The sequence below is a fragment of the Streptomyces rubellomurinus genome (assembly GCF_000961885.1).
Classification (GTDB): domain Bacteria; phylum Actinomycetota; class Actinomycetes; order Streptomycetales; family Streptomycetaceae; genus Kitasatospora; species Kitasatospora rubellomurina.
Genome location: NZ_JZKH01000068.1, coordinates 1 through 17,805, shown reverse-complemented (window position 1 = coordinate 17,805; position 17,805 = coordinate 1). Strand labels below are relative to the sequence as shown.

Genomic DNA, 17,805 nt, shown 5'->3' with positions numbered 1-17,805 from the left:
ATCTCCAACCTCCCCCGCCCGGCGGCCACCGCCGGGCGCCCCCCGGTCAGGGATGACGGAAAGGCCGGATTCTGACGCCCGCTCCGTAAGTCGCTTGCGCCCGCGGGCCCGGACGGTCCACACGAAACCCTCGCAGACCCCGGCCGACTCCGTCACGCTCTGTCACACGACCACCCCTCAGCGGACTCGCCGTCACGCTATGGAATCAACAGCACACGGGGGGGCTACAACAGAACGGCCGAGGTCCGGTGAATATCCGTCCGAAGTGGTTCACGGCGCTATAGCAACCCCCGTGCGGAGTAATAGTCGCATCACCGAATCGCGCCAAGATCGTGCCACGGTAAGCTGACGGCATGACAGGACAAGTTCGCACCGTCGACGGTCGCGTCGCCGGGCGACGCGGACAGGAGACGCGGCAGAAGCTGCTCGACTGCCTCCGCGAGATGCTCAGCACGTCGCCCTATCGGGACGTCAAGGTCATCGACGTCGCCCGTATGGCGGGTACCTCCCCCGCGACCTTCTACCAGTACTTCCCGGATGTCGAGGGCGCAGTCCTCGAAATCGCCGAGGAAATGGCCAAGGACGCCGACACCCTCAAAGAGCTGGTGGCCGGAAAGTCCTGGGCAGGGAAGTCCGGCCCGACCACTTCGGAAGAACTGGTCGACGGATTCCTCGCCTTCTGGCGCAAGAACGACGCCATTCTCCGCGTGGTCACGCTGGGTGCAGCCGAAGGGGACAAGCGGTTCTTCAAGATCCGCATGACCGTCCTCAACGCGGTCGCCAAGCCGCTCGCGGAGGCCGTCAAGGAACTCCAGGCGAAGGGTCAGGCCGACAAGTCGCTCGACCCGAACGCCGTCGCCGGGGCCCTGGTCTCGCTGCTCGCCTCGGCGGCCGAGCACCAGAAGGCCTTCACCTCCTGGGGCGTCAAGGTCAAGGACCTCAAACCCAATCTCGCTCCCCTGGTGTACCTGGGCGTCACCGGCAAGAAGGCGCCCAAGTAGGACCATCCGTTCGATCCACCATCCGCTCCGCGCGCAGCCCCGGCCTCCTGTCCGGGGAACGACGGACGGCGGCCGTGTCCTCGGGGGAGGTCCGCCGACGTACCGCACGCGCGCCAGACATGCCGGTGGGCGGGCACCCTTCACACGGGGTGCCCGCCCACCGGCATGTCGCGTTCCGGGCGACGACCGGTCTTCCTACGGGCAGCGGACGACCTGGCCGGCGTAGGCGAGGCCGCCGCCGAAGCCGAAGAGCAGCACCGGGTCGCCCGGGGCCAGCTCACCGCGCTCGACCAGCTTGGAGAAGGCGAGCGGGATGGAGGCCGCCGAGGTGTTGCCGGAGTCGACCACGTCCCGGGCCACCACGGCGCCGTCGCCGAGGCCCAGCTTCCCGGCGATCGCGTCGATGATCCGCAGGTTGGCCTGGTGCGGGACGAAGGCCTTCAGCTCGGACGGCTCGATCCCGGCCCGCTCGCAGGCCTGCCGGGCGAGCGGGGCGAGCTGGGTGGTGGCCCAGCGGAACACCGACTGGCCCTGCTGACTGATCACCGGGTCCCAGCCGGTGATCACCACGGCGTCGCCCCGTTCCGGCTCGGAGCCCCAGACCACCGGCCCGATGCCGGGCTCGGCGCCCTCCTCCTGGGCCTCGACCACCGCGGCGCCGGCGCCGTCGCCGAAGATCACGCAGGTGGAGCGGTCGGTCCAGTCGAGCGTGTCGGACATCCGCTCGGCACCGATCACCAGGGCGCGGCTCGCCGCACCGGCCCGGATCGCGTGGTCGGCGGTGGCCAGCGCGTAGGAGAAGCCGGAGCAGACGGTGTTGATGTCGTACGCGGCGGGCGAGCGCACGCCCAGCCGGGCGGCCACGGCGGCGGCGGTGTTGGGGCTGCGCTCGATCGCGGTGCAGGTGGCGACCACGACGAGGTCGATCTCCTCGGCGGTGCGGCCGCTGCGCGCGAGCGCCTTCTGCGCGGCCTCGGTGGCGAGGTCGACCAGGGTCTCTTCCTCGGCGATGTGCCGGGACCGGATCCCGACCCGGGTGCGGATCCATTCGTCGTCGGTGTCGACGAGCGCCGCCAGATCGTCGTTGGTGAGGACCTTGGCGGGCTGGTAGTGCCCGAGTGCCACAATGCGAGAACCGCTCATAACGCCATGGAACCCGGTTACCCGCTGGTCAGCTGGGCGTGACCGGCACAGGATCATCGGCCCCGATCTGTAGGAGACCGACAAGGCGTCTTGCCCCGTACGGCCTTCCGACCTCCCCGAACGCCCCCGGACGCCCCCGGACGGCCCGTCCGGCCGGGTCAGGCGGCCAGCGCGGCCGCGTCGCCCATCACCACGACCGGGTGCGCGGCCGGGTCCAGGGTACGGATGAGCTGGGCCATCTTGTCCTCGGGTATGGACACGCAGCCGTGGGTGGGGCCGTCGTGGTCGACGTGCAGCCAGATGCCGCCGCCCTTCCCGGCACCCATCGGGCGGCGCATGTCGAGCGGGGAGCTGCCGGCGACCCGGTTGTAGTTGATCGCGACCACGTAGTCGAAGGAGCCGGCCAGCTGGTCGCCGAAGAAGCCCGTCCCGGAGACCACGAAGCTCGGGTCCTTGTCGTACGGGAGCTTGCTGCCCGGGTTGTCCTTGCGGCCGCCCGCGTCGGTGAGCGAGAAGACGCCGACCGGGCTGCGCAGGTCGCCCTGGTTGTGGTCGGTCGTCCAGCCGTTCTTGCCGTTGTGGCCCTGCCAGGTCTCCCCGGCCAGCCAGCGCCCCTCGGGGGTGCGGGTCCACAGGACGACGGTGTTCTTGTCGGTGTTCTTGTCCTGGCCGGAGGCGACCAGCACCTGGGTGGTCTCGGCCGGGATCTTCGCGGTGAAGCTCGGGCCGAGGCCGGGTATCGCGGCCACCGAGGCGTCCGCCCGGGCCTCGCCCCGGGTGGCGGTCGCGGGCTGGGCCTGCCGATCGGCGGCGGCCTGCACGGCGGCGGGAGCGGGAGTGGGGGCCGGCTGGTCCGGGCGGCTGGCGTCCGGGCCGGGGCCGTCCGCGGCGGTGAGCGCGGGGCGGGCGTCGTCCTGGCCGACGGTGTACCAGCCGGCGGCGGCCGCGACGAGCAGCGCGGTGCCGGCCATCACGGCCTTGCCGTGGCGCTTCGGCTTCGCCTTGCGGCGGCGGCCACGGGCGGCGGAGCGGGAGCCCTCGGGGGCGGCGACGGCCGCTTCGGGCACGGGCTCGGCGACGGGCTCCGGCTCGGGCCGGTACTCGTAGGCGTACGACTCGGGCGCGGTCTGATACTCGGGCTCGGTCTGATACTCGGCCTCGGGCTGGTACGCGTGGGCGTACGGCTCGGGCTGGTACTCCGGCTCGGCCTGGTCGGCGTACGGCTGGAACTGCTGGAACTGCTGTGACGGCTGCTCGTACACCTCGTAGTAGCCGTCAGCGGCCTGCGGGTACTGCTGCTGTCCGTCGTACCAGCCCTGCTGCTGGTACCCGTCGTAGCTGTCGTACGACGGCTGCGGCACCTCGTACACCGGCTCCGGTATCGGCTCGTACGGCGGGTACGTGGTGGCGCGATGGGAACCGGACATGTCCTCGATCCTGCCAAACGCCGTACCCGTTGGTAAACCCGGGTCGCGTGCGGAGGCCGTGAAGACACCGTCGCCCGGGCCGAGTGCCGGCCCGGGCGACGGGTGAGGAGGAGGCGGAGTCAGAGGCGCATCGCCTGCGGGGACTCGCGGCGCAGCGGGTCCGGGCCCTCGTACTCGCGGATGGTCTCGTAGCGGGTGTTGCGCTCGACCGGGCGGAAGCCGGCGTCGCGGATCAGGCCGAGCAGGTCGTCGCGGCCGAGCTTGTTCGGGGTGCCGAAGTTGTCCGCGTCGTGGGTGATCTTGTACTCGACCACCGAGCCGTCCATGTCGTCCGCACCGTGGCTGAGCGCCAGCTGGGCGGTGGCGACGCCGTGCATCACCCAGAAGACCTTGACGTGCGGGACGTTGTCGAACAGCAGCCGGGAGACGGCGAAGGTCTTCAGCGCCTCGGCGCCGGTGGCCATCTCGGTGCGGGCCATCAGCTTGTTGCGCACGACGCCGTCCTTGGAGTCGTGGAAGTCGTGCTGGTAGCGCAGCGGGATGAAGACCTGGAAGCCGCCGGTCTCGTCCTGCAGCTCGCGCAGCCGCAGCACGTGGTCGACCCGGTGGCGGGGCTCCTCGATGTGGCCGTACAGCATGGTGCAGGGCGTCTTGAGGCCCTTGGAGTGCGCCAGGCGGTGGATCCGCGACCAGTCCTCCCAGTGGGTGTCGTGGTCGACGATGTGCTGGCGGACCTCCCAGTCGAAGATCTCCGCGCCGCCGCCGGTCAGCGACTCCAGGCCGGCGTCGATCAGCTCGTCCAGGATCTCTTCGGCGGACAGGCCGCTGATCTTCTCGAACCAGTGGATCTCGGTGGCGGTGAAGGCCTTCAGCGAGACGTTCGGCAGGGCGGCCTTCAGCTCGCGCAGCGAGCGCGGGTAGTAGCGCCAGGGCAGGGTCGGGTGCAGGCCGTTGACGATGTGCAGCTCGGTGAGGGACTCGCTCTCCATCGCCTTGGCGAGGCGGACGGCCTCCTCGATGCGCATCGTGTAGGCGTCCTTCTCGCCCGGCTTGCGCTGGAACGAGCAGTACGCGCAGGACGCGCTGCACACGTTGGTCATGTTGAGGTGGCGGTTGACGTTGAAGTGGACGACGTCGCCGTTCTTCCGCGTCCGCACGTGGTGGGCCAGGCCGCCCAGCCAGGCCAGGTCGTCGCTCTCGTAGAGCGCGATCCCGTCCTCGCGGGTCAGCCGCTCACCCGCGTAGACCTTCGCCTCCAGCTCGCGCTTGAGCCCTGCGTCCATGCGGTGACCCGCCTCCTCCGACTTTCGAATCCTTGCCGGAGACGAGCGTACGCCTATGCACACGGAGGCCCGGCGAGGGCATGCGGCTGAGAGCCGGGCCTAGACGGACAGCAGCTCGGTGAGCAGGGCGGGGTCGATGTTGCCGCCGCTCACGACGGCGGCGACGGCCTGTCCGCCGGTCTCGGCGGCCCGGTGGAAGTAGGCCGCCGGGGCGACCGCGCCGGAGGGCTCGGCGACCAGCCGGCCGCGCCGGGCCAGCAGGGCGACGGTGGCGCGGATCTCGTCCTCGGTGACGGTGACGATGTCGTCCACGTAGGTGGTGATGTGCTCGTACGGCAGCACGCCGACCGAGGGGGTGCGCAGCCCGTCCGCGATCGTCCGGTAGGTGTCGGCCACCGGCCACTCCACCCGGCGTCCGGCGCGCAGGCTCGCCCGGGCGTCGGCGGCCAGCTCGGGCTCCACGCCGATCACCCGGATGCCCGGGCGGGTGAGCTTGAGCGCGGCCGCCGTGCCGCCGATCAGGCCGCCGCCGCTGACCGGCACCAGGACGGTGTCCAGCTCAGCCGGGGCGTCCTCGGCGATCTCCAGGCCGACCGTGCCCTGGCCCGCGACGATGAACGGGTCGTCGTACGGCGGCACCCAGACGTAGCCGTGCCGCTCGGCCAGCTCGGCGGGCAGGGTGTCCCGCTCCCCCGGCGCGACCAGCACCACCTCGGCGCCGAACGAGCGGGTGGCCTCGACCTTGACGGCCGGCGAGGTGTCCGGCATCACGATCACGGCCTTCACCCCGAGCAGCCGCGCCGCGTACGCCACCGCCTGGGCGTGGTTGCCGCTGGACTGGGCGACCACGCCGCGCGCACGCTCGTCCGCCGTCAGCGCGGCCAGCCGGTTGTACGCGCCGCGGGTCTTGAAGGCGCCGGTCGGCTGGAGGTTCTCCGGCTTCAGCCAGAGCCGGCGCTCGCCCTCGTCCGCCCAGGGGGCGGGGACCAGCGGAGTGCGGACGACCACGCCCGCGATCCGCTGCCGGGCGGCGCGCAGCTCCTCCAGACCGACCAGTGCCATCGCGTCACTCTCCTACGGGGGGGAGTTCACTCACCCGGTTCTCCCACTTGGTGGAGAGTACGACGGTGGTACGGGTACGGGCCACACCCTTGGTGCCGGAGATCCGCTTCACCACCGACTCCAGGCCGGCCACGTCGGCCACCCGGACCTTGAGCATGTAGGAGTCGTCGCCGGCGATGAACCAGCAGTCCTCGACCTCGTTGAGGTCCTTCAGCCGGAACCCGACGTCGTCGTGGTCGGCGGCGTCGGTCAGCTGGAGGCCGATCAGGGCCGTCACGCCGAAGCCGAGCGAGGCCGGGTTGACCGTCGCGCGGTAGCCGGTGATCACACCGGCCTGCTCCAGCCGGTTGATGCGGTCCGTGACGCTCGGTCCGGAGAGGCCGACCAGCCGGCCCAGCTCGGCGTAGGACGCGCGGCCGTTCTCCCGGAGCGCCTGGATGAGCTGTCTGTCCACCGTGTCCATATACCGTCCGCGTCCTTCCGAACCTCACCAGACCCACAGATCATTATCCGGATTCGAAGGCGCTGTGCGCTGAACGACCCGGATATCGCAGAGAAGATACTCTCCCGCCCCCGGTCGTCTTACTCCCCCTCAGCCGGTGCGCCGCCCGCGCCGCCCGTTTGACGGGCCGCCGCCCCCAACTCCCCTTCCCAGCGCAGGTACAGGGAATGCGGCACGCCGACGGCGTCCAGCACCCGGCCGGCCACGAAATCGACGAGTTCGCGCACGGTGGAGCCGCCGGCGTAGAAACCGGGCGAGGCGGGGAGCACCACGGCGCCCTGCGCGTCGAGTTCCACGAGGTGCTTCAACGTCACCCCGTTGAGTGGCGTCTCGCGCACGCACACGACGAGCGGGCGGCGCTCCTTGAGGGTGACGCTGGCCACCCGCTGCAGCAGGTCCTTGCTCAGGCCGAGGGCGATCCCGGCCACCGCGCCGGTGGTCGCCGGCACCACCAGCATGCCCTTGGCCGGGTAGGAGCCGCTGGACGGGCCGGCCGCGAAGTCCCCGGCGGACCAGTAGCGGACGTCGGCGAGGGCGTCCTCGTCGACGTCCAGCCAGGCGGCCAGGTCGGCGCGCCAGTGGGCGTCGCGGAAGGAGATGCCGGTCTCGTCGAGGATGGTCAGCCGGGCGGCGCGGCTGACGATCAGGTCCACCGCCTCGCCGGCGGCCAGCAGCGCCCGGATCACGGAGGCGGCGTACGGCGTCCCCGACGCGCCCGAGACCCCGACCACCCACGGTTGACGCTTCGCAGTTCCCATGGGGCATTTGTATCCCGGCTCCACCTGCCGGTTCGGCCCGGGCGCCGCCGGGAGGGTCCGCGATCCCGTCACCCCTGGGAGGATGGGGCCATGGCAGCGACCCTCGTCGACCTCACCCACCAGGTGACCACCGCGATGCCGGTCTACCCCGGCGACCCGTCCGTCCTGCTGGAGCCCGCGCTCACCACCGCCACCGCCGGGGTGAACGTGCTGGCCCTGCACCTGGGCTCGCAGTCCGGGACGCACGTGGACGCGCCCTACCACGTGGACGTCACCTGGCCGACCCTGGACGGGCTGCCGCTGAAGCTGTTCACCGGCCCGGCCGTGGTGGCCGACCTGCGCGGGCTGGCGCCCCGGGCGGCCGTCACTCCCGACCTGCTGGCGCCCGCGCTGGAGCGCTGCGGCGCGGGCCACGTGCTGCTGCTGGCCACCGGCTGGGCCCGGCACTGGGGCACCGACGCGTACCTCGCCCACCCCAGCCTGACCCCGGCCGCCGCCGAGGCGATCGTGGCCGCCGGGGTGCGGACGGTCGGCGTGGACGCGCTCAGCGTCGACCCGACCGCGGACCCCGGCCCGGGCGACCCGGCGGTGGCCGCGCTGCTCGCCGACCTGACCGACGAGCACGACCAGGGCGCGGCCCCCGAAGAGCCGACGCTGGCCGCGCACCGGGTGCTGCTGGGGGCGAGCGGCGGCGGGGTGATCGCCGAGAACCTGACGGACCTTCGGCTGCTGCTGGAGGCGCAGGAGGCCGGGCGGCCGGTGGAGGTCTCGCTGTTCCCGCTGCGGCTGGTCGCGGCGGACGGCGCGCCGGTGCGGGCGGTGGCCCGGCTGGGCTGAACCAGGACGCGCCCCGGGCCACCGCCCGCCCGACGCCCGGGACTTGGTCTAGACCATCCCCGGGCGCCGCCGCTACGCTTTCCGGCCATGGCTGAGATCATCGGAGTGATCGAGCGACTTTGGCGCTACCCCGTGAAATCCACCGGCGGCGAGCGGCTCGACTCCGTCGAGGTGGACGGGCGCGGCCTGGCCGGCGACCGCCTCTACGCCGTCCGCGACGCGGCCGGCCGGCTCGGCTCCGGCAAGAACACCCGGCGCCTGCGCCGGATGGACGGCCTGCTCCGGCTCTCCGCCCGGCTCGGCCGCCGGATCGACGGCCCCGAGCTGTTCGACCCGCTCGGCCGCCCGGTCGCCGACCCGACCGCCTTCCTGCGCGCCTACCTGCTGCGCGAGGACGTCGAACTCGCCCGCGAGGACGCCGTTTCGCACGTCGACCGGCTGCCGGTCAGCGTGGTCACCACCGCCACCCTGGACTGGGTCCGCGAGGCCGTCCCGCTGACCGTCGTGGACGAGCGCCGGTTCCGTCCGAACATCGTGCTGCGCACCCCGCCCGGCACCCCGCCGTTCGTCGAGGACGAGTGGTTCGGCCGGCAGGCCCGCGGCGAGGCCCCCGGCAGCGCCCGGCTGGCCTTCGTCGGCTCCAGCGAGCGCTGCGTGATGACGGGCGCCCCGCAGCCCGGGCTGCCGCACGCCCCGGAGATCCTGAAGGCGATCGTGCACGCCCACGACGGCCGGCTGGACGCCCTCGCCGAGGTCGCCGCGCCGGGCCGGCTGCGGCTCGGCGACCGGATCGTCCTGGACTGACCCGCCCCGGGGCCCGGCCGCCCGCTGCGGGAACCGGCCGCCCGCTCTCCGGAAATCCGCTTGCGGCCGCCACCTGCGGCGATGGAATCATCGTCGGATGAACATCACCATCAGACGAGTGCGCAGCGAGGAATGGCGGCAGGTCAAGCAGCTGCGGCTGGACGCCCTGCTCGACCCGGTCGCGGCCATCGCCTTCCTGGAGACGCACGAACAGGCCGCCGCCAGGCCCGACGAGTTCTGGCAGGAGCGCACCGCGAACGCCGCCGAGGGCGACTCGGTGTGCCAGCTCGTCGCGGTGGCCGAGGACGGGCGCTGGCTCGGCTCGATGACCGTGCTGGTCGAACTGCCCGGCGGGAAGGGCGCCCTGGACGGCGATGTCATCGAGGCCCCGCAGACGCACCTCGTCGGCGTCTTCGTCCGGCCCGAGGCGCGCGGCACCGGCCTGGCGGACGACCTCGTCCGGGCGGCGGCGCAGTGGTCCTGGTCGCTCACCGAGCCCGTGGTGCGGCGGCTGCGGCTGTACGTCCACGAGGACAACGCCCGCGCGGCGGCGATGTACGCGCGGGCTGGCTTCAAGCCCACCGGCGCGTCGGGGCCCGTCCCGGGCGACGACACCCACCGCGAGATCGAGATGGAGATCATCCGGGGCTGACCGCGTCAGCCCCGGACGAGGCAGAACGGGTGGCCGGCCGGGTCCGCGTAGACCCGCCAGCCGCCCGCGTCGTGCAACCGGACGGCGCCGCGGGCGAGCACCTCGCGCTCGGCGCCGTCGAGGTCCGCGACGTCGACGTCCAGGTGCGCCTGCTGGGGGTGCTCGGCGGACGGCCAGCGCGGCGGCCGGTGGTCGGCGACGCCCTGGAAGCAGAGCACCGCGCCGTCGTCGAGGTGCAGGGTGGACCAGCGCTCGCCGAGCGACCAGCGCCGGTCCGGGCGGTCGACCTCGCCGCCGAGCAGGGCGGCGTAGAACCGGGCGAGCACGGCCGGCTCGGGGCAGTCGATCACCAGGCACTGCAGCTTGCCGATCACGGTTCTCCTCGGGGGCGTTCGCGCTCGTCGCACCCCGATTCTGCCGCACCGCGGGCGGCCCTGAGTATGATCCGACGATCATGATCGAGAGTGAGTTCTGGCAGCGGCTGGACGGCGTCCGGCGGGCACGCGGCCTGCTCACGCCCGGCGAGCTGATGGCACTCACCGGGCGCGGGGTCGTGGTGCTCGACCCGTTCTCGGTGCTGGTGTCCACGTGGGTGCGGCTCGGCCCGGAGACCGTGCTGTACCCCGGCGCGGCGGTCGAGTGCGACGCCCGCAGCCGGTGCGTCCTCCAGCCCGGGACCGTCCTGTACGGCGGCGCCCGGATCACCGCGACCGGCGGCGCCCTGGTCACCATCGGGCGCGGCGCGCTGATCGGCGAGGGCGGCGCACGGATCAAGGCCGCCGGCACCGACCGGATGAGGCTCGGCGACGCCGTCAGGATCGCCAACGGCGCCGAGCTGAGCGGAAGTTGCCGCCTCGGCGACGGCAGCCAGGTCCTCGGCCCGATCTCCGCCCGCGCCGTCGAGCTGGCCGGCGGCGGCTCGCACGCCCACCCCGACCCGGACGGGCGGGGTGGGGTGCTGAAGGGCTTCGGCCGGGCGCACGGGATCCGGGTCGGCGTCGGCGAGGTCGTCAACGGCGCCGGAGACTTCCGGGCCGCGCCCGTCGAGCGCCAGCGCGCGTACCACCCGGCCGCGCCGAAGCTCGACTAGGGCTTGTCGATGAGGAGTTGGACCCCGTCGAGGATGCGGGCGAGACCGAACTCCAACGGGTCGACCGGGTCCGGGGCGAAGGCGCCGCCGGCGATCGCACGGGTGAGCGCCGGGAAGCGGTCGGCGTGCCGCTCCAGCACCTCGCCGGTGAGGCGCCCCCACTCGCGACTGTGCTCCTCGTCGAAATCGAGCCGCTGCTGGACGAGGGTCCGCACCAGGCCGGCGACGAGGACGAAGACGCGGTGCTGCTCGGCCGCGCTCAGCCCGGTGGGCTCCAGGGCGGTGAGCGCCGCGTCGAGCCAGCCGAGCTGGTGCGGACCCATCAGCTGGCGGCGCATCGCGGTGGCCGCGATCAGCCAGGGGTGGGCGAGGTTGACCCGCTCGCAGTGGCGGGCCCACGCGGCGATCCGGGGCCGCCAGCCGTCCCCCGCCGTCCGTACGTCCGGGACCTCGGCGAGCACCGACTCGACCATCAGCTCGACCAGTTCGGCCTTGCCCGGCACGTAGCGGTAGAGCGCCATCGCGGAGACCCCGAACTCCGCGGCCACCTTGCTCATCGAGACCGCGTCCAGCCCCTCGGCGTCGGCGACGGCCACCGCGCTCGCGGCGATCCGTTGCGGGGTCAGGCTCGGCTTGGGGCCGCGGGTCGGCCGGTCCTGCTCGCCCCACAGCAGCGCGATGCCCGCGCGCAGGTCGCGCGGCTTCTCCTTGGCCATCTCCGGCTCCCCTTCCTCGTCGTCTTCCTCGTCGTCCCGGCGGCGCCCGTTGACGCGCCCGGGAACTGTGTATACCTTAAACACATCGGAACTGCTGAAGCAGTAAACAGTTTGGGGGATACACCATGCTCGCCACCATCGCCATCGCCTCCACCGCCGCCCTCGCCGCTCCCGTCGCCGGTCTCCTCGGCTACCGGCAGCTGAAGCGCGCCGCGCTCGCCGAACGGCTGCGCATCACCGGTGCGGCGGGCATCGACGAGTCCGGCTTCGTCCGGATCGGCGGGATCGACCAGTGGGTCTCCATCCGCGGCGAGGACCGCGGCAACCCCGTGATCCTGGAGATCCACGGTGGCCCCGGCGCCTCCAACCTGCCCTTCCTCCCCCGCACCCGCGGATGGGAGCGGCACTTCACGATCGTCCGCTGGGACATGCGCGGCGCGGGCTTCACCTTCGCCAACGGCCCTGAGAACCAGGGCGCGCTGACGCTCGACCAGCTCCAGCGCGACGCCCTGGAGGTCACCCGGTACGCCCGGGAGCGCCTCGGCGTCGACCGGCTGCTGCTCGTCGCCAACTCCTTCGGCACCGTCCTCGGCCTGCGGCTCGCCCGCAACCACCCCGAGCTGTACTCCGCCTACGTCGGCACCGACCAGAACGTCATCGACGGCGGCCGGGAGCGCACGGCGTACGACGCGCTGGTGCGGCGGCTGCGGGCAGCCGGGAAGCGGAAGCAGCTGGCCGCCGTCCTGGCGATGGGCGTCGACCGGCGGGCCCGGACCACCGAGCAGGTCGACGAGTACAACAAGCTGGTCCTGACCACCGACCCGCTCTCGTACGACACCATGAAGACCGTCGTGGTGCGCTCGCTCTGGTTCTCGCCCCTGCACACGCTGCGCGGGCTGCGGTCGTCCATGAAGGCCATGCACGTCTCGCTGGCGCTGCAGTCCCAGGCCGCGACCATCGACGAACGGGCCGAGGGGACGGAGTTCCGGATCCCGTTCTTCGTCTTCCAGGGCGACGGCGACGTCCTCACCCCGCCCGAGCCCGCGCGCCGCCTCGTCGACGACGTCACCGCGCCGGTCAAGGACTTCGCCCTGATCCGCGGCGCCAGCCACTTCGCGGGCTTCCGCCACCCGGACCAGTTCCTCGACCTGCTGCTCACCAAGGTCCGCCCGGCCATCACCGGCGACCTCCGGCCCGCCGGCCACGGACGCTGAGGGTTGCTACGACCCCGCGACCCAGCCCGGCATGGTCGGCAGCAGCTTCTCGGCGAGCCGGTACATCGTCGCGTCGTCGACGGCCCCGCCGTCCCGCCGGAAGACGTCGATCTCGACGGCCCGGCCGCCGGAGGCCTTGGCGTCCTCCGCGACGATGAGGTTCCGGGTGCCGGGCCCGTTCTGGAGCCCGCTCTTCCCGTCCTTCCCGTCCGCGGGGCCGAAGACCACCGCCTTGCTCGAGTAGATCGCGGCGGGGTGGCCGAGGACGGTGGCCTTCGAGGCGAAGAACTGCGGCATGCCGAGCATGTCGTCGACCGAGGTGGTGCCCTCGATGACGGCGACCGCGCTGTCCCGCAGGCGCACCTCGACCATCGGGTCCGTGCCGATCGCCATCGGCATCGGGTGCGCGGTCAGGATGCGGTCGTCCGGCGTGCCCAGCAGCGCCGGCAGGTCGGACCGGTTCAGCGCGGCGCAGACGGCCGCATAGCCCTGCGAATCGGTCGGCCGGGGGGTCTGGCACGCGACCGGCTTGGCCTCGTCCTCGTCCGCCGCCTGCGAGCGGCCGTCGATCAGCCCCATCCCCCACAACCCGGCCAGCACTCCGCCGGCCAGCGCCACCACGGCGGCCAGCTTGATCCCCGCCCGCTCCTTGACCGGCTCGGCGTTCTTCTCGACGGCCTGCTCGTCGACCTGCTCGCTCTCCACCCTGCATCCCCCTCCGCACGAAATCCGACCGCGATCGTAGCGCCCCCGCCCGGCCGGTGACCTGCGGGTTTCGCGGCCGCCCTGACCGGCACCGCCCTCGCCGAATCCCTGCGGCGGTGACCGCCCGCGGCGTCAGAGGATCATCAGGCGGTCAGGATCGGGGAAGGGGACGAAGCCGGCCTTCGCGTACACGCCGTGCGCGTCGCGGGTGGAGAGCAGCACGCGCTTGAGCCGGTAGGGGGCGAGGTGGTCGCGCACCGCGACGGCCAGCCAGGTGCCGAGACCGTGGCCCCGGTGGCCGGGAGCCACGTAGACGTCGCACAGCCAGGCGAAGGTAGCGAGGTCGGTGACCACGCGCGCGTACGCGACCTGGGATCCCCCGGCGGCGTACACGCCGAAGTTGAGCGAGGCCCGAGCGGCCTGCTCGACCGTCTCCCGGCTCCGGCCGAGCGCCCAGAACGCATCGGCGGAGAGCCAGTGGTGGACCAGGTCCAAGTCGATGCGGTCGAGCTCGGTGTCGATCTCGTACCCGTCGCCCCTACGCGTGATCATGACCGGGCATCGTAGCGACCGCCCTCACGGGCCCGAGCGGCATCGTCAGATACCGAGGCCGCGGATGACGAGGTCGGCCAGGGCGAAGAAGAACAGGGAGACGCCGACGAAGCTGTTCGTCTGGAAGAAGGCCCGGTTGAGCTTGGAGAGGTCGTTCGGCTTGACGATGGTGTGCTCGTAGACGAACGCGCCCGCGACGACGGCCAGGCCGATCCAGAAGGCCGCGCCGGCGTGGGTGAGGACGGCGAACCAGCCCAGCAGCAGCGTGGTCGCGACGTGGCAGGCCCGTGCGCCGCGGATCGCGGCGGGGACGCCGAAGCGGGCCGGGACGGAGCGCACGCCGTTCTCGCGGTCGGACTCGACGTCCTGGCAGGCGTAGATGAGGTCGAAGCCGCCGATCCAGATGCCGACCGCCGCGCCGAGCACGACGGCGTCCCAGGACCACCGGCCGGTCACCGCGAGCCAGGCGCCCACCGGGCCCATGGCCTGGGCGATGCCGAGGATCGCCTGCGGGAAGTCCGTGAAGCGCTTGCCGTACGGGTAGACCACCATCGGCACGACGGCGACCGGCGCGAGTGCCAGGCAGAGCGGGTTGAGCATGGCCGCCGCGCCGAGGAAGACCACCAGCGCCACCGCCGAGCCGACGTACGCGGTCTTCAAGGAGACCGCGCCGGTGACGAGTTCGCGCCCCGCGGTGCGCGGGTTGCGGGCGTCGATCTCGCGGTCGATGATCCGGTTGGCCGCCATCGCGAAGGTCCGCAGCCCGACCATGCACACGGTGACGATGAACAGCTCGCCCCAGTGCACCCGTTCGTCGGCGAGGAACATGGCCGTCAGTGCGGCGATGTACGCGAAGGGCAGGGCGAAGACCGAGTGCTCGATCATCACCAGGCGCAGGAAGGCCTTGGTACGCCCCGGGGTTTCGAACGCCGCCGTGCTCACAGTCCGTATTCCTTCCAGCGCCGGGAGACCAGCGCGGCCGTGGCCGGGTCGGAGGCCACCATCTCCGGCCACCCGCCGTCCCGGGTGTAGCCCTCCTCGGGCAGCTTGCGGGTCGCGTCGATGCCGGCCTTGCCGCCCCAGAACTGCTGGTAGGAGGCGTGGTCGAGGTGGTCGACGGGGCCCTCGACGACGGTCAGGTCCCGGCTGTAGTCGACGTTGCCGAAGGCCCGCCAGGCGACTTCCTGGTAGTCGTGGACGTCGCAGTCGGCGTCGACCACGATGATCAGCTTGGTGAGCGACATCATGTGCGCGCCCCAGATCGCGTGCATCGTCTTCTGGGCGTGCTTGGGGTACTTCTTGTCGATCGAGACGATCACGCAGTTGTGGAAGCCGCCGGCCTCGGGCAGGTCGTAGTCGACGATGTCCGGGATGATGATCTTCAGCAGCGGCAGGAAGAACCGCTCGGTGAACTTGCCCAGCGGGCCGTCCTCGGTCGGCGGGCGGCCGACCACGATGGACTGCAGGATCGGCCGCCGCCGCATCGTCACGCAGTCGATCTTCAGCGCGGGGAACGGCTCCTGCGGGGTGTAGAAGCCGGTGTGGTCGCCGAACGGGCCCTCGGGGAGCATCTCGCCGGGCTCCAGCCAGCCCTCGACCACCACCTCGGCGTCGGCCGGGACCTGCAGCGGCACGGTCTTGCAGTCGACCATCCGCACCCGCTCGCCGGCGATGAACCCGGCGAAGAGGTACTCGTCGATGTCGCCGGGCAGCGGCGCGGTGGCCGCGTAGGTGACGGCCGGCGGGCAGCCGAAGGCGATCGCGACGGGCAGGCGCTCGCCGCGCTTCGCGGCGACGGCGTAGTGGTTGCGGCTGTCCTTGTGGATCTGCCAGTGCATCCCGATGGTGCGCCGGTCGTGCCGCTGGAGCCGGTAGAGGCCGAGGTTGCGGATGCCGGTGTCGGGGTGCTTGGTGTGGGTGAGGCCCAGGTTGAAGAAGGAGCCGCCGTCGAGCGGCCAGGTGAACAGGGCCGGGAGCTGGTCGAGGTCGACGTCGTCGCCGGTGAGCACGACCTCCTGCACGGGCGCGTCCTTGACGTGCCGCGGCGGGACGTGGGTCATCGAGGCGAGCTTGCCGAAGGCGTCGCGGAAGCCGGTGAAGCCCTGCGGCAGTTCGGGCTTGAGCAGACCGGCGATCTTCTCGGAGATGTCGTCCGGGCCCTTGAGGCCGAGGGCCTTGGCGAGGCGGCGCTCCGTCCCGAAGACGTTCATCGCCAGCGGCATCGACGAGCCCTTGACGTTCTCGAAGAGCAGCGCCGGGCCCTTGGCCTTCTGCACCCGGTCGACGATCTCGCCGATCTCCAGGTGCGGGTCCACCTCCGCCTTGATGCGCTTGAGGTCGCCTTCGCGGTCGAGGGCCCGGAGGAACGAGCGGAGATCGTCGTATGCCATGCCTGTCAGTATCCGCCACCCGATAGCCTGGCTTGGTCAAGGGCCCCGGGAAGGCGCCCGCCGCTACCGCCGTCGCCGGGGGGAGATCGCAGCCATGCCGCGGATTCTTCTGACCATCATCCTTCCGCTCGCGCTCTGGGTGTGGGCGTTCGTCGACTGCCTCACCACGCCCGAGGACGAGGTGAAGCACCTGCCCAAGGTGGTGTGGGTGCTGATCGTGCTGCTCTTCCCGCCGCTGGGCCCGATCGCCTGGCTGATCGCGGGCAAGCAGCGGGGCTTCCACCGGGCCGCCGCGGCCGGGGGTGCCGACACCGCCGGGCCCGGGTACGGCGGTGCGCGCGGCGGCCGTCCGCTGGCGCCGGACGACGACCCGGAGTTCCTCGCCTCCCTCAAGGACTTGAAGAAGAGCGACAAGGACCACGAGGAGATGCTCAAGCGCTGGGAGGCGGACCTGCGCCGCCGCGAGGAGGACCTGCGCGGCAAGGACGAGCCGGACGACGGCCGCAAGAGCTGAGCTGGGGAGCGGTTCGCTCCGCTCCGGACAGCCCGCGGGGCTCCCCCGGACAGCCCACCCGGACGGCCCAGGGTGGGCTTCGGCGTTTTTGGCGCTTCCCTACGACTGGGCACCTCCGGAGGCCGGTCGGCGCCGACCGGGCGACGGATCCGAGCCGGCTCCGAACCGGGCCCGGAACGACCCCTCAGAACCCCTCGCCAGCACCCCTGACCTGCACTTTTCTTCATGTGCGGATCATCCGGTCATCACCCTCCCGACGACCCGCCGTATTCGAACGGACACCGAGCGCGCTGGCTTGATCCGCTCCGGTTCTGTCCAGCCCTGACAGCTAAACGAACCCGACCTTGTACGGAATCGACGCCGAAACCGACGCACGGCCCCTCGTACAGTCATAAGTGAAGAAAGTGATTCGCAGCCGGGGGCACAGCAGACGTTGGCTGTCGGACAGTTCCCTCACCATTGGAGTGGTTCGAGATGACGGTTGTGCATGAGGCGCCGGTCGGCGACGAGGCCTCCGAGACCCCGACCGACGCCCGCGGACGGGTCGCCGAGCTGCACGCGCTGCGCGAGCAGGTGCGCCGCGGCCCCAGCGACAAGGCCACCGAGGCCCAGCACGCGAAGGGCAAGCTGACCGCCCGCGAGCGCATCGAGCTGCTGCTGGACGAGGGCTCCTTCCACGAGGTCGAGCCGCTGCGCCGGCACCGCGCCCAGGGCTTCGGCCTGGAGGCCAAGAAGCCGCACACCGACGGCGTCATCGTCGGCTGGGGCACCGTGCACGGGCGCACCGTCTTCACCTACGCGCACGACTTCCGGATCTTCGGCGGCGCCCTGGGCGAGGCCCACGCGCAGAAGATCCACAAGATCATGGACATGGCCATCGCGGCCGGCGCCCCGCTCGTCTCGCTCAACGACGGCGCCGGCGCCCGCATCCAGGAGGGCGTCACCGCCCTCGCCGGCTACGGCGGCATCTTCCAGCGCAACACCAAGGCCTCCGGCGTCATCCCGCAGATCTCGGTGATGCTCGGCCCGTGCGCCGGCGGCGCCGCCTACTCCCCCGCGCTGACCGACTTCGTGTTCATGGTCCGCGAGACCTCGCAGATGTTCATCACCGGCCCGGACGTCGTCCAGGCCGTGACCGGCGAGAAGATCAGCCAG

The 17,805-nt window shown here is 72.1% G+C and carries 20 protein-coding genes; 8 read left to right on the top strand and 12 right to left on the bottom strand.

The genetic code is table 11. From position 1 onward, the window contains the following. Positions 1 to 353 precede the first annotated feature (353 nt). The gene (locus VM95_RS27150; RefSeq protein ID WP_031063307.1) at positions 354 to 1,001 is read left to right on the top strand and encodes a TetR family transcriptional regulator; all 648 of its coding nucleotides are present in this window, start codon (positions 354 to 356) and stop codon (positions 999 to 1,001) included. Positions 1,002 to 1,196: 195 nt separating this feature from the next. Here the strand turns inward: VM95_RS27150 and VM95_RS27145 are convergent, their stop codons facing one another. The 6 genes from VM95_RS27145 to VM95_RS27120 all read right to left on the bottom strand — a co-directional run bounded on the left by VM95_RS27145 (position 1,197) and on the right by VM95_RS27120 (position 7,176). Continuing rightward, positions 1,197 to 2,144, bottom strand: coding sequence for a beta-ketoacyl-ACP synthase III (locus VM95_RS27145; protein ID WP_045701406.1), 948 nt, complete (start codon positions 2,142 to 2,144; stop codon positions 1,197 to 1,199). 158 nt (positions 2,145 to 2,302) lie between these two features. Then, entirely contained in the window at positions 2,303 to 3,571 is a 1,269-nt protein-coding gene (locus tag VM95_RS44690) for a L,D-transpeptidase family protein (RefSeq protein ID WP_244178962.1), read from the bottom strand. Between the two features lie 119 nt (positions 3,572 to 3,690). Further along, positions 3,691 to 4,854 (bottom strand): aminofutalosine synthase MqnE, encoded by a 1,164-nt coding sequence (mqnE, locus tag VM95_RS27135; RefSeq protein WP_045701404.1) that lies wholly within the window; start codon positions 4,852 to 4,854, stop codon positions 3,691 to 3,693. Positions 4,855 to 4,953: 99 nt separating this feature from the next. Next, positions 4,954 to 5,916 carry a threonine ammonia-lyase gene (locus VM95_RS27130; RefSeq protein ID WP_045701402.1) on the bottom strand — a complete coding sequence of 321 codons (963 nt, stop codon included), beginning with the start codon at positions 5,914 to 5,916 and terminating at the stop codon, positions 4,954 to 4,956. 4 nt (positions 5,917 to 5,920) lie between these two features. Then, positions 5,921 to 6,379, bottom strand: a complete 459-nt coding sequence (locus tag VM95_RS27125) for an Lrp/AsnC family transcriptional regulator (protein WP_045701400.1) — start codon at positions 6,377 to 6,379, stop codon at positions 5,921 to 5,923. Positions 6,380 to 6,498: 119 nt separating this feature from the next. Then, positions 6,499 to 7,176, bottom strand: coding sequence for a UbiX family flavin prenyltransferase (locus VM95_RS27120; protein WP_045701398.1), 678 nt, complete (start codon positions 7,174 to 7,176; stop codon positions 6,499 to 6,501). A gap of 90 nt (positions 7,177 to 7,266) precedes the next feature. On the opposite strand from VM95_RS27120, the gene VM95_RS27115 reads away from it, so the two are divergent. The 3 genes from VM95_RS27115 to VM95_RS27105 all read left to right on the top strand — a co-directional run bounded on the left by VM95_RS27115 (position 7,267) and on the right by VM95_RS27105 (position 9,469). Beyond that, the gene (locus VM95_RS27115) at positions 7,267 to 8,013 is read left to right on the top strand and encodes a cyclase family protein (protein WP_045701396.1); all 747 of its coding nucleotides are present in this window, start codon (positions 7,267 to 7,269) and stop codon (positions 8,011 to 8,013) included. A gap of 87 nt (positions 8,014 to 8,100) precedes the next feature. Next, on the top strand, positions 8,101 to 8,817 hold the full coding sequence (locus VM95_RS27110) for an MOSC domain-containing protein (protein WP_045701394.1): 717 nt from the start codon (positions 8,101 to 8,103) through the stop codon (positions 8,815 to 8,817). Positions 8,818 to 8,914: 97 nt separating this feature from the next. Then, positions 8,915 to 9,469, top strand: coding sequence for a GNAT family N-acetyltransferase (locus VM95_RS27105; protein WP_045701392.1), 555 nt, complete (start codon positions 8,915 to 8,917; stop codon positions 9,467 to 9,469). 5 nt (positions 9,470 to 9,474) lie between these two features. On the opposite strand, the gene VM95_RS27100 is transcribed toward VM95_RS27105, so the two are convergent. Further along, complete coding sequence (locus tag VM95_RS27100; protein ID WP_045701390.1) at positions 9,475 to 9,843, bottom strand: VOC family protein; 369 nt, start codon at positions 9,841 to 9,843, stop codon at positions 9,475 to 9,477. Between the two features lie 80 nt (positions 9,844 to 9,923). On the opposite strand from VM95_RS27100, the gene VM95_RS27095 reads away from it, so the two are divergent. After that, entirely contained in the window at positions 9,924 to 10,559 is a 636-nt protein-coding gene (locus VM95_RS27095) for a hypothetical protein (protein ID WP_045701388.1), read from the top strand. Here the strand turns inward: VM95_RS27095 and VM95_RS27090 are convergent. Then, positions 10,556 to 11,275 (bottom strand): TetR/AcrR family transcriptional regulator, encoded by a 720-nt coding sequence (locus tag VM95_RS27090; protein WP_045701386.1) that lies wholly within the window; start codon positions 11,273 to 11,275, stop codon positions 10,556 to 10,558. The genes VM95_RS27095 and VM95_RS27090 overlap by 4 nt on opposite strands. A gap of 125 nt (positions 11,276 to 11,400) precedes the next feature. On the opposite strand from VM95_RS27090, the gene VM95_RS27085 reads away from it, so the two are divergent. Then, the gene (locus VM95_RS27085; RefSeq protein ID WP_045701384.1) at positions 11,401 to 12,489 is read left to right on the top strand and encodes an alpha/beta fold hydrolase; all 1,089 of its coding nucleotides are present in this window, start codon (positions 11,401 to 11,403) and stop codon (positions 12,487 to 12,489) included. 6 nt (positions 12,490 to 12,495) lie between these two features. Here the strand turns inward: VM95_RS27085 and VM95_RS27080 are convergent, their stop codons facing one another. From VM95_RS27080 to VM95_RS27065, 4 genes are all read right to left on the bottom strand, one after another. Beyond that, a complete protein-coding gene (locus VM95_RS27080; RefSeq protein WP_045701382.1) occupies positions 12,496 to 13,194 on the bottom strand; it encodes a DUF6215 domain-containing protein in 699 nt (232 codons plus the stop codon). Positions 13,195 to 13,326: 132 nt separating this feature from the next. Further along, the gene (locus VM95_RS27075; protein ID WP_045701380.1) at positions 13,327 to 13,746 is read right to left on the bottom strand and encodes a GNAT family N-acetyltransferase; all 420 of its coding nucleotides are present in this window, start codon (positions 13,744 to 13,746) and stop codon (positions 13,327 to 13,329) included. Positions 13,747 to 13,791: 45 nt separating this feature from the next. Further along, on the bottom strand, positions 13,792 to 14,688 hold the full coding sequence (gene mqnP / locus VM95_RS27070) for a menaquinone biosynthesis prenyltransferase MqnP (protein ID WP_208615537.1): 897 nt from the start codon (positions 14,686 to 14,688) through the stop codon (positions 13,792 to 13,794). Next, the gene (locus tag VM95_RS27065; RefSeq protein ID WP_045701378.1) at positions 14,685 to 16,136 is read right to left on the bottom strand and encodes a menaquinone biosynthesis decarboxylase; all 1,452 of its coding nucleotides are present in this window, start codon (positions 16,134 to 16,136) and stop codon (positions 14,685 to 14,687) included. Before VM95_RS27065 ends, mqnP begins: the two co-directional genes overlap by 4 nt. 94 nt (positions 16,137 to 16,230) lie before the next feature. On the opposite strand from VM95_RS27065, the gene VM95_RS27060 reads away from it, so the two are divergent. Together VM95_RS27060 and VM95_RS27055 are read left to right on the top strand one after the other, a co-directional pair. Beyond that, positions 16,231 to 16,650 (top strand): PLD nuclease N-terminal domain-containing protein, encoded by a 420-nt coding sequence (locus VM95_RS27060; RefSeq protein ID WP_045701375.1) that lies wholly within the window; start codon positions 16,231 to 16,233, stop codon positions 16,648 to 16,650. Positions 16,651 to 17,124: 474 nt separating this feature from the next. Beyond that, a partial coding sequence (locus tag VM95_RS27055) for a carboxyl transferase domain-containing protein (protein ID WP_045701447.1) occupies positions 17,125 to 17,805 on the top strand: 681 nt, incomplete at its 3' end.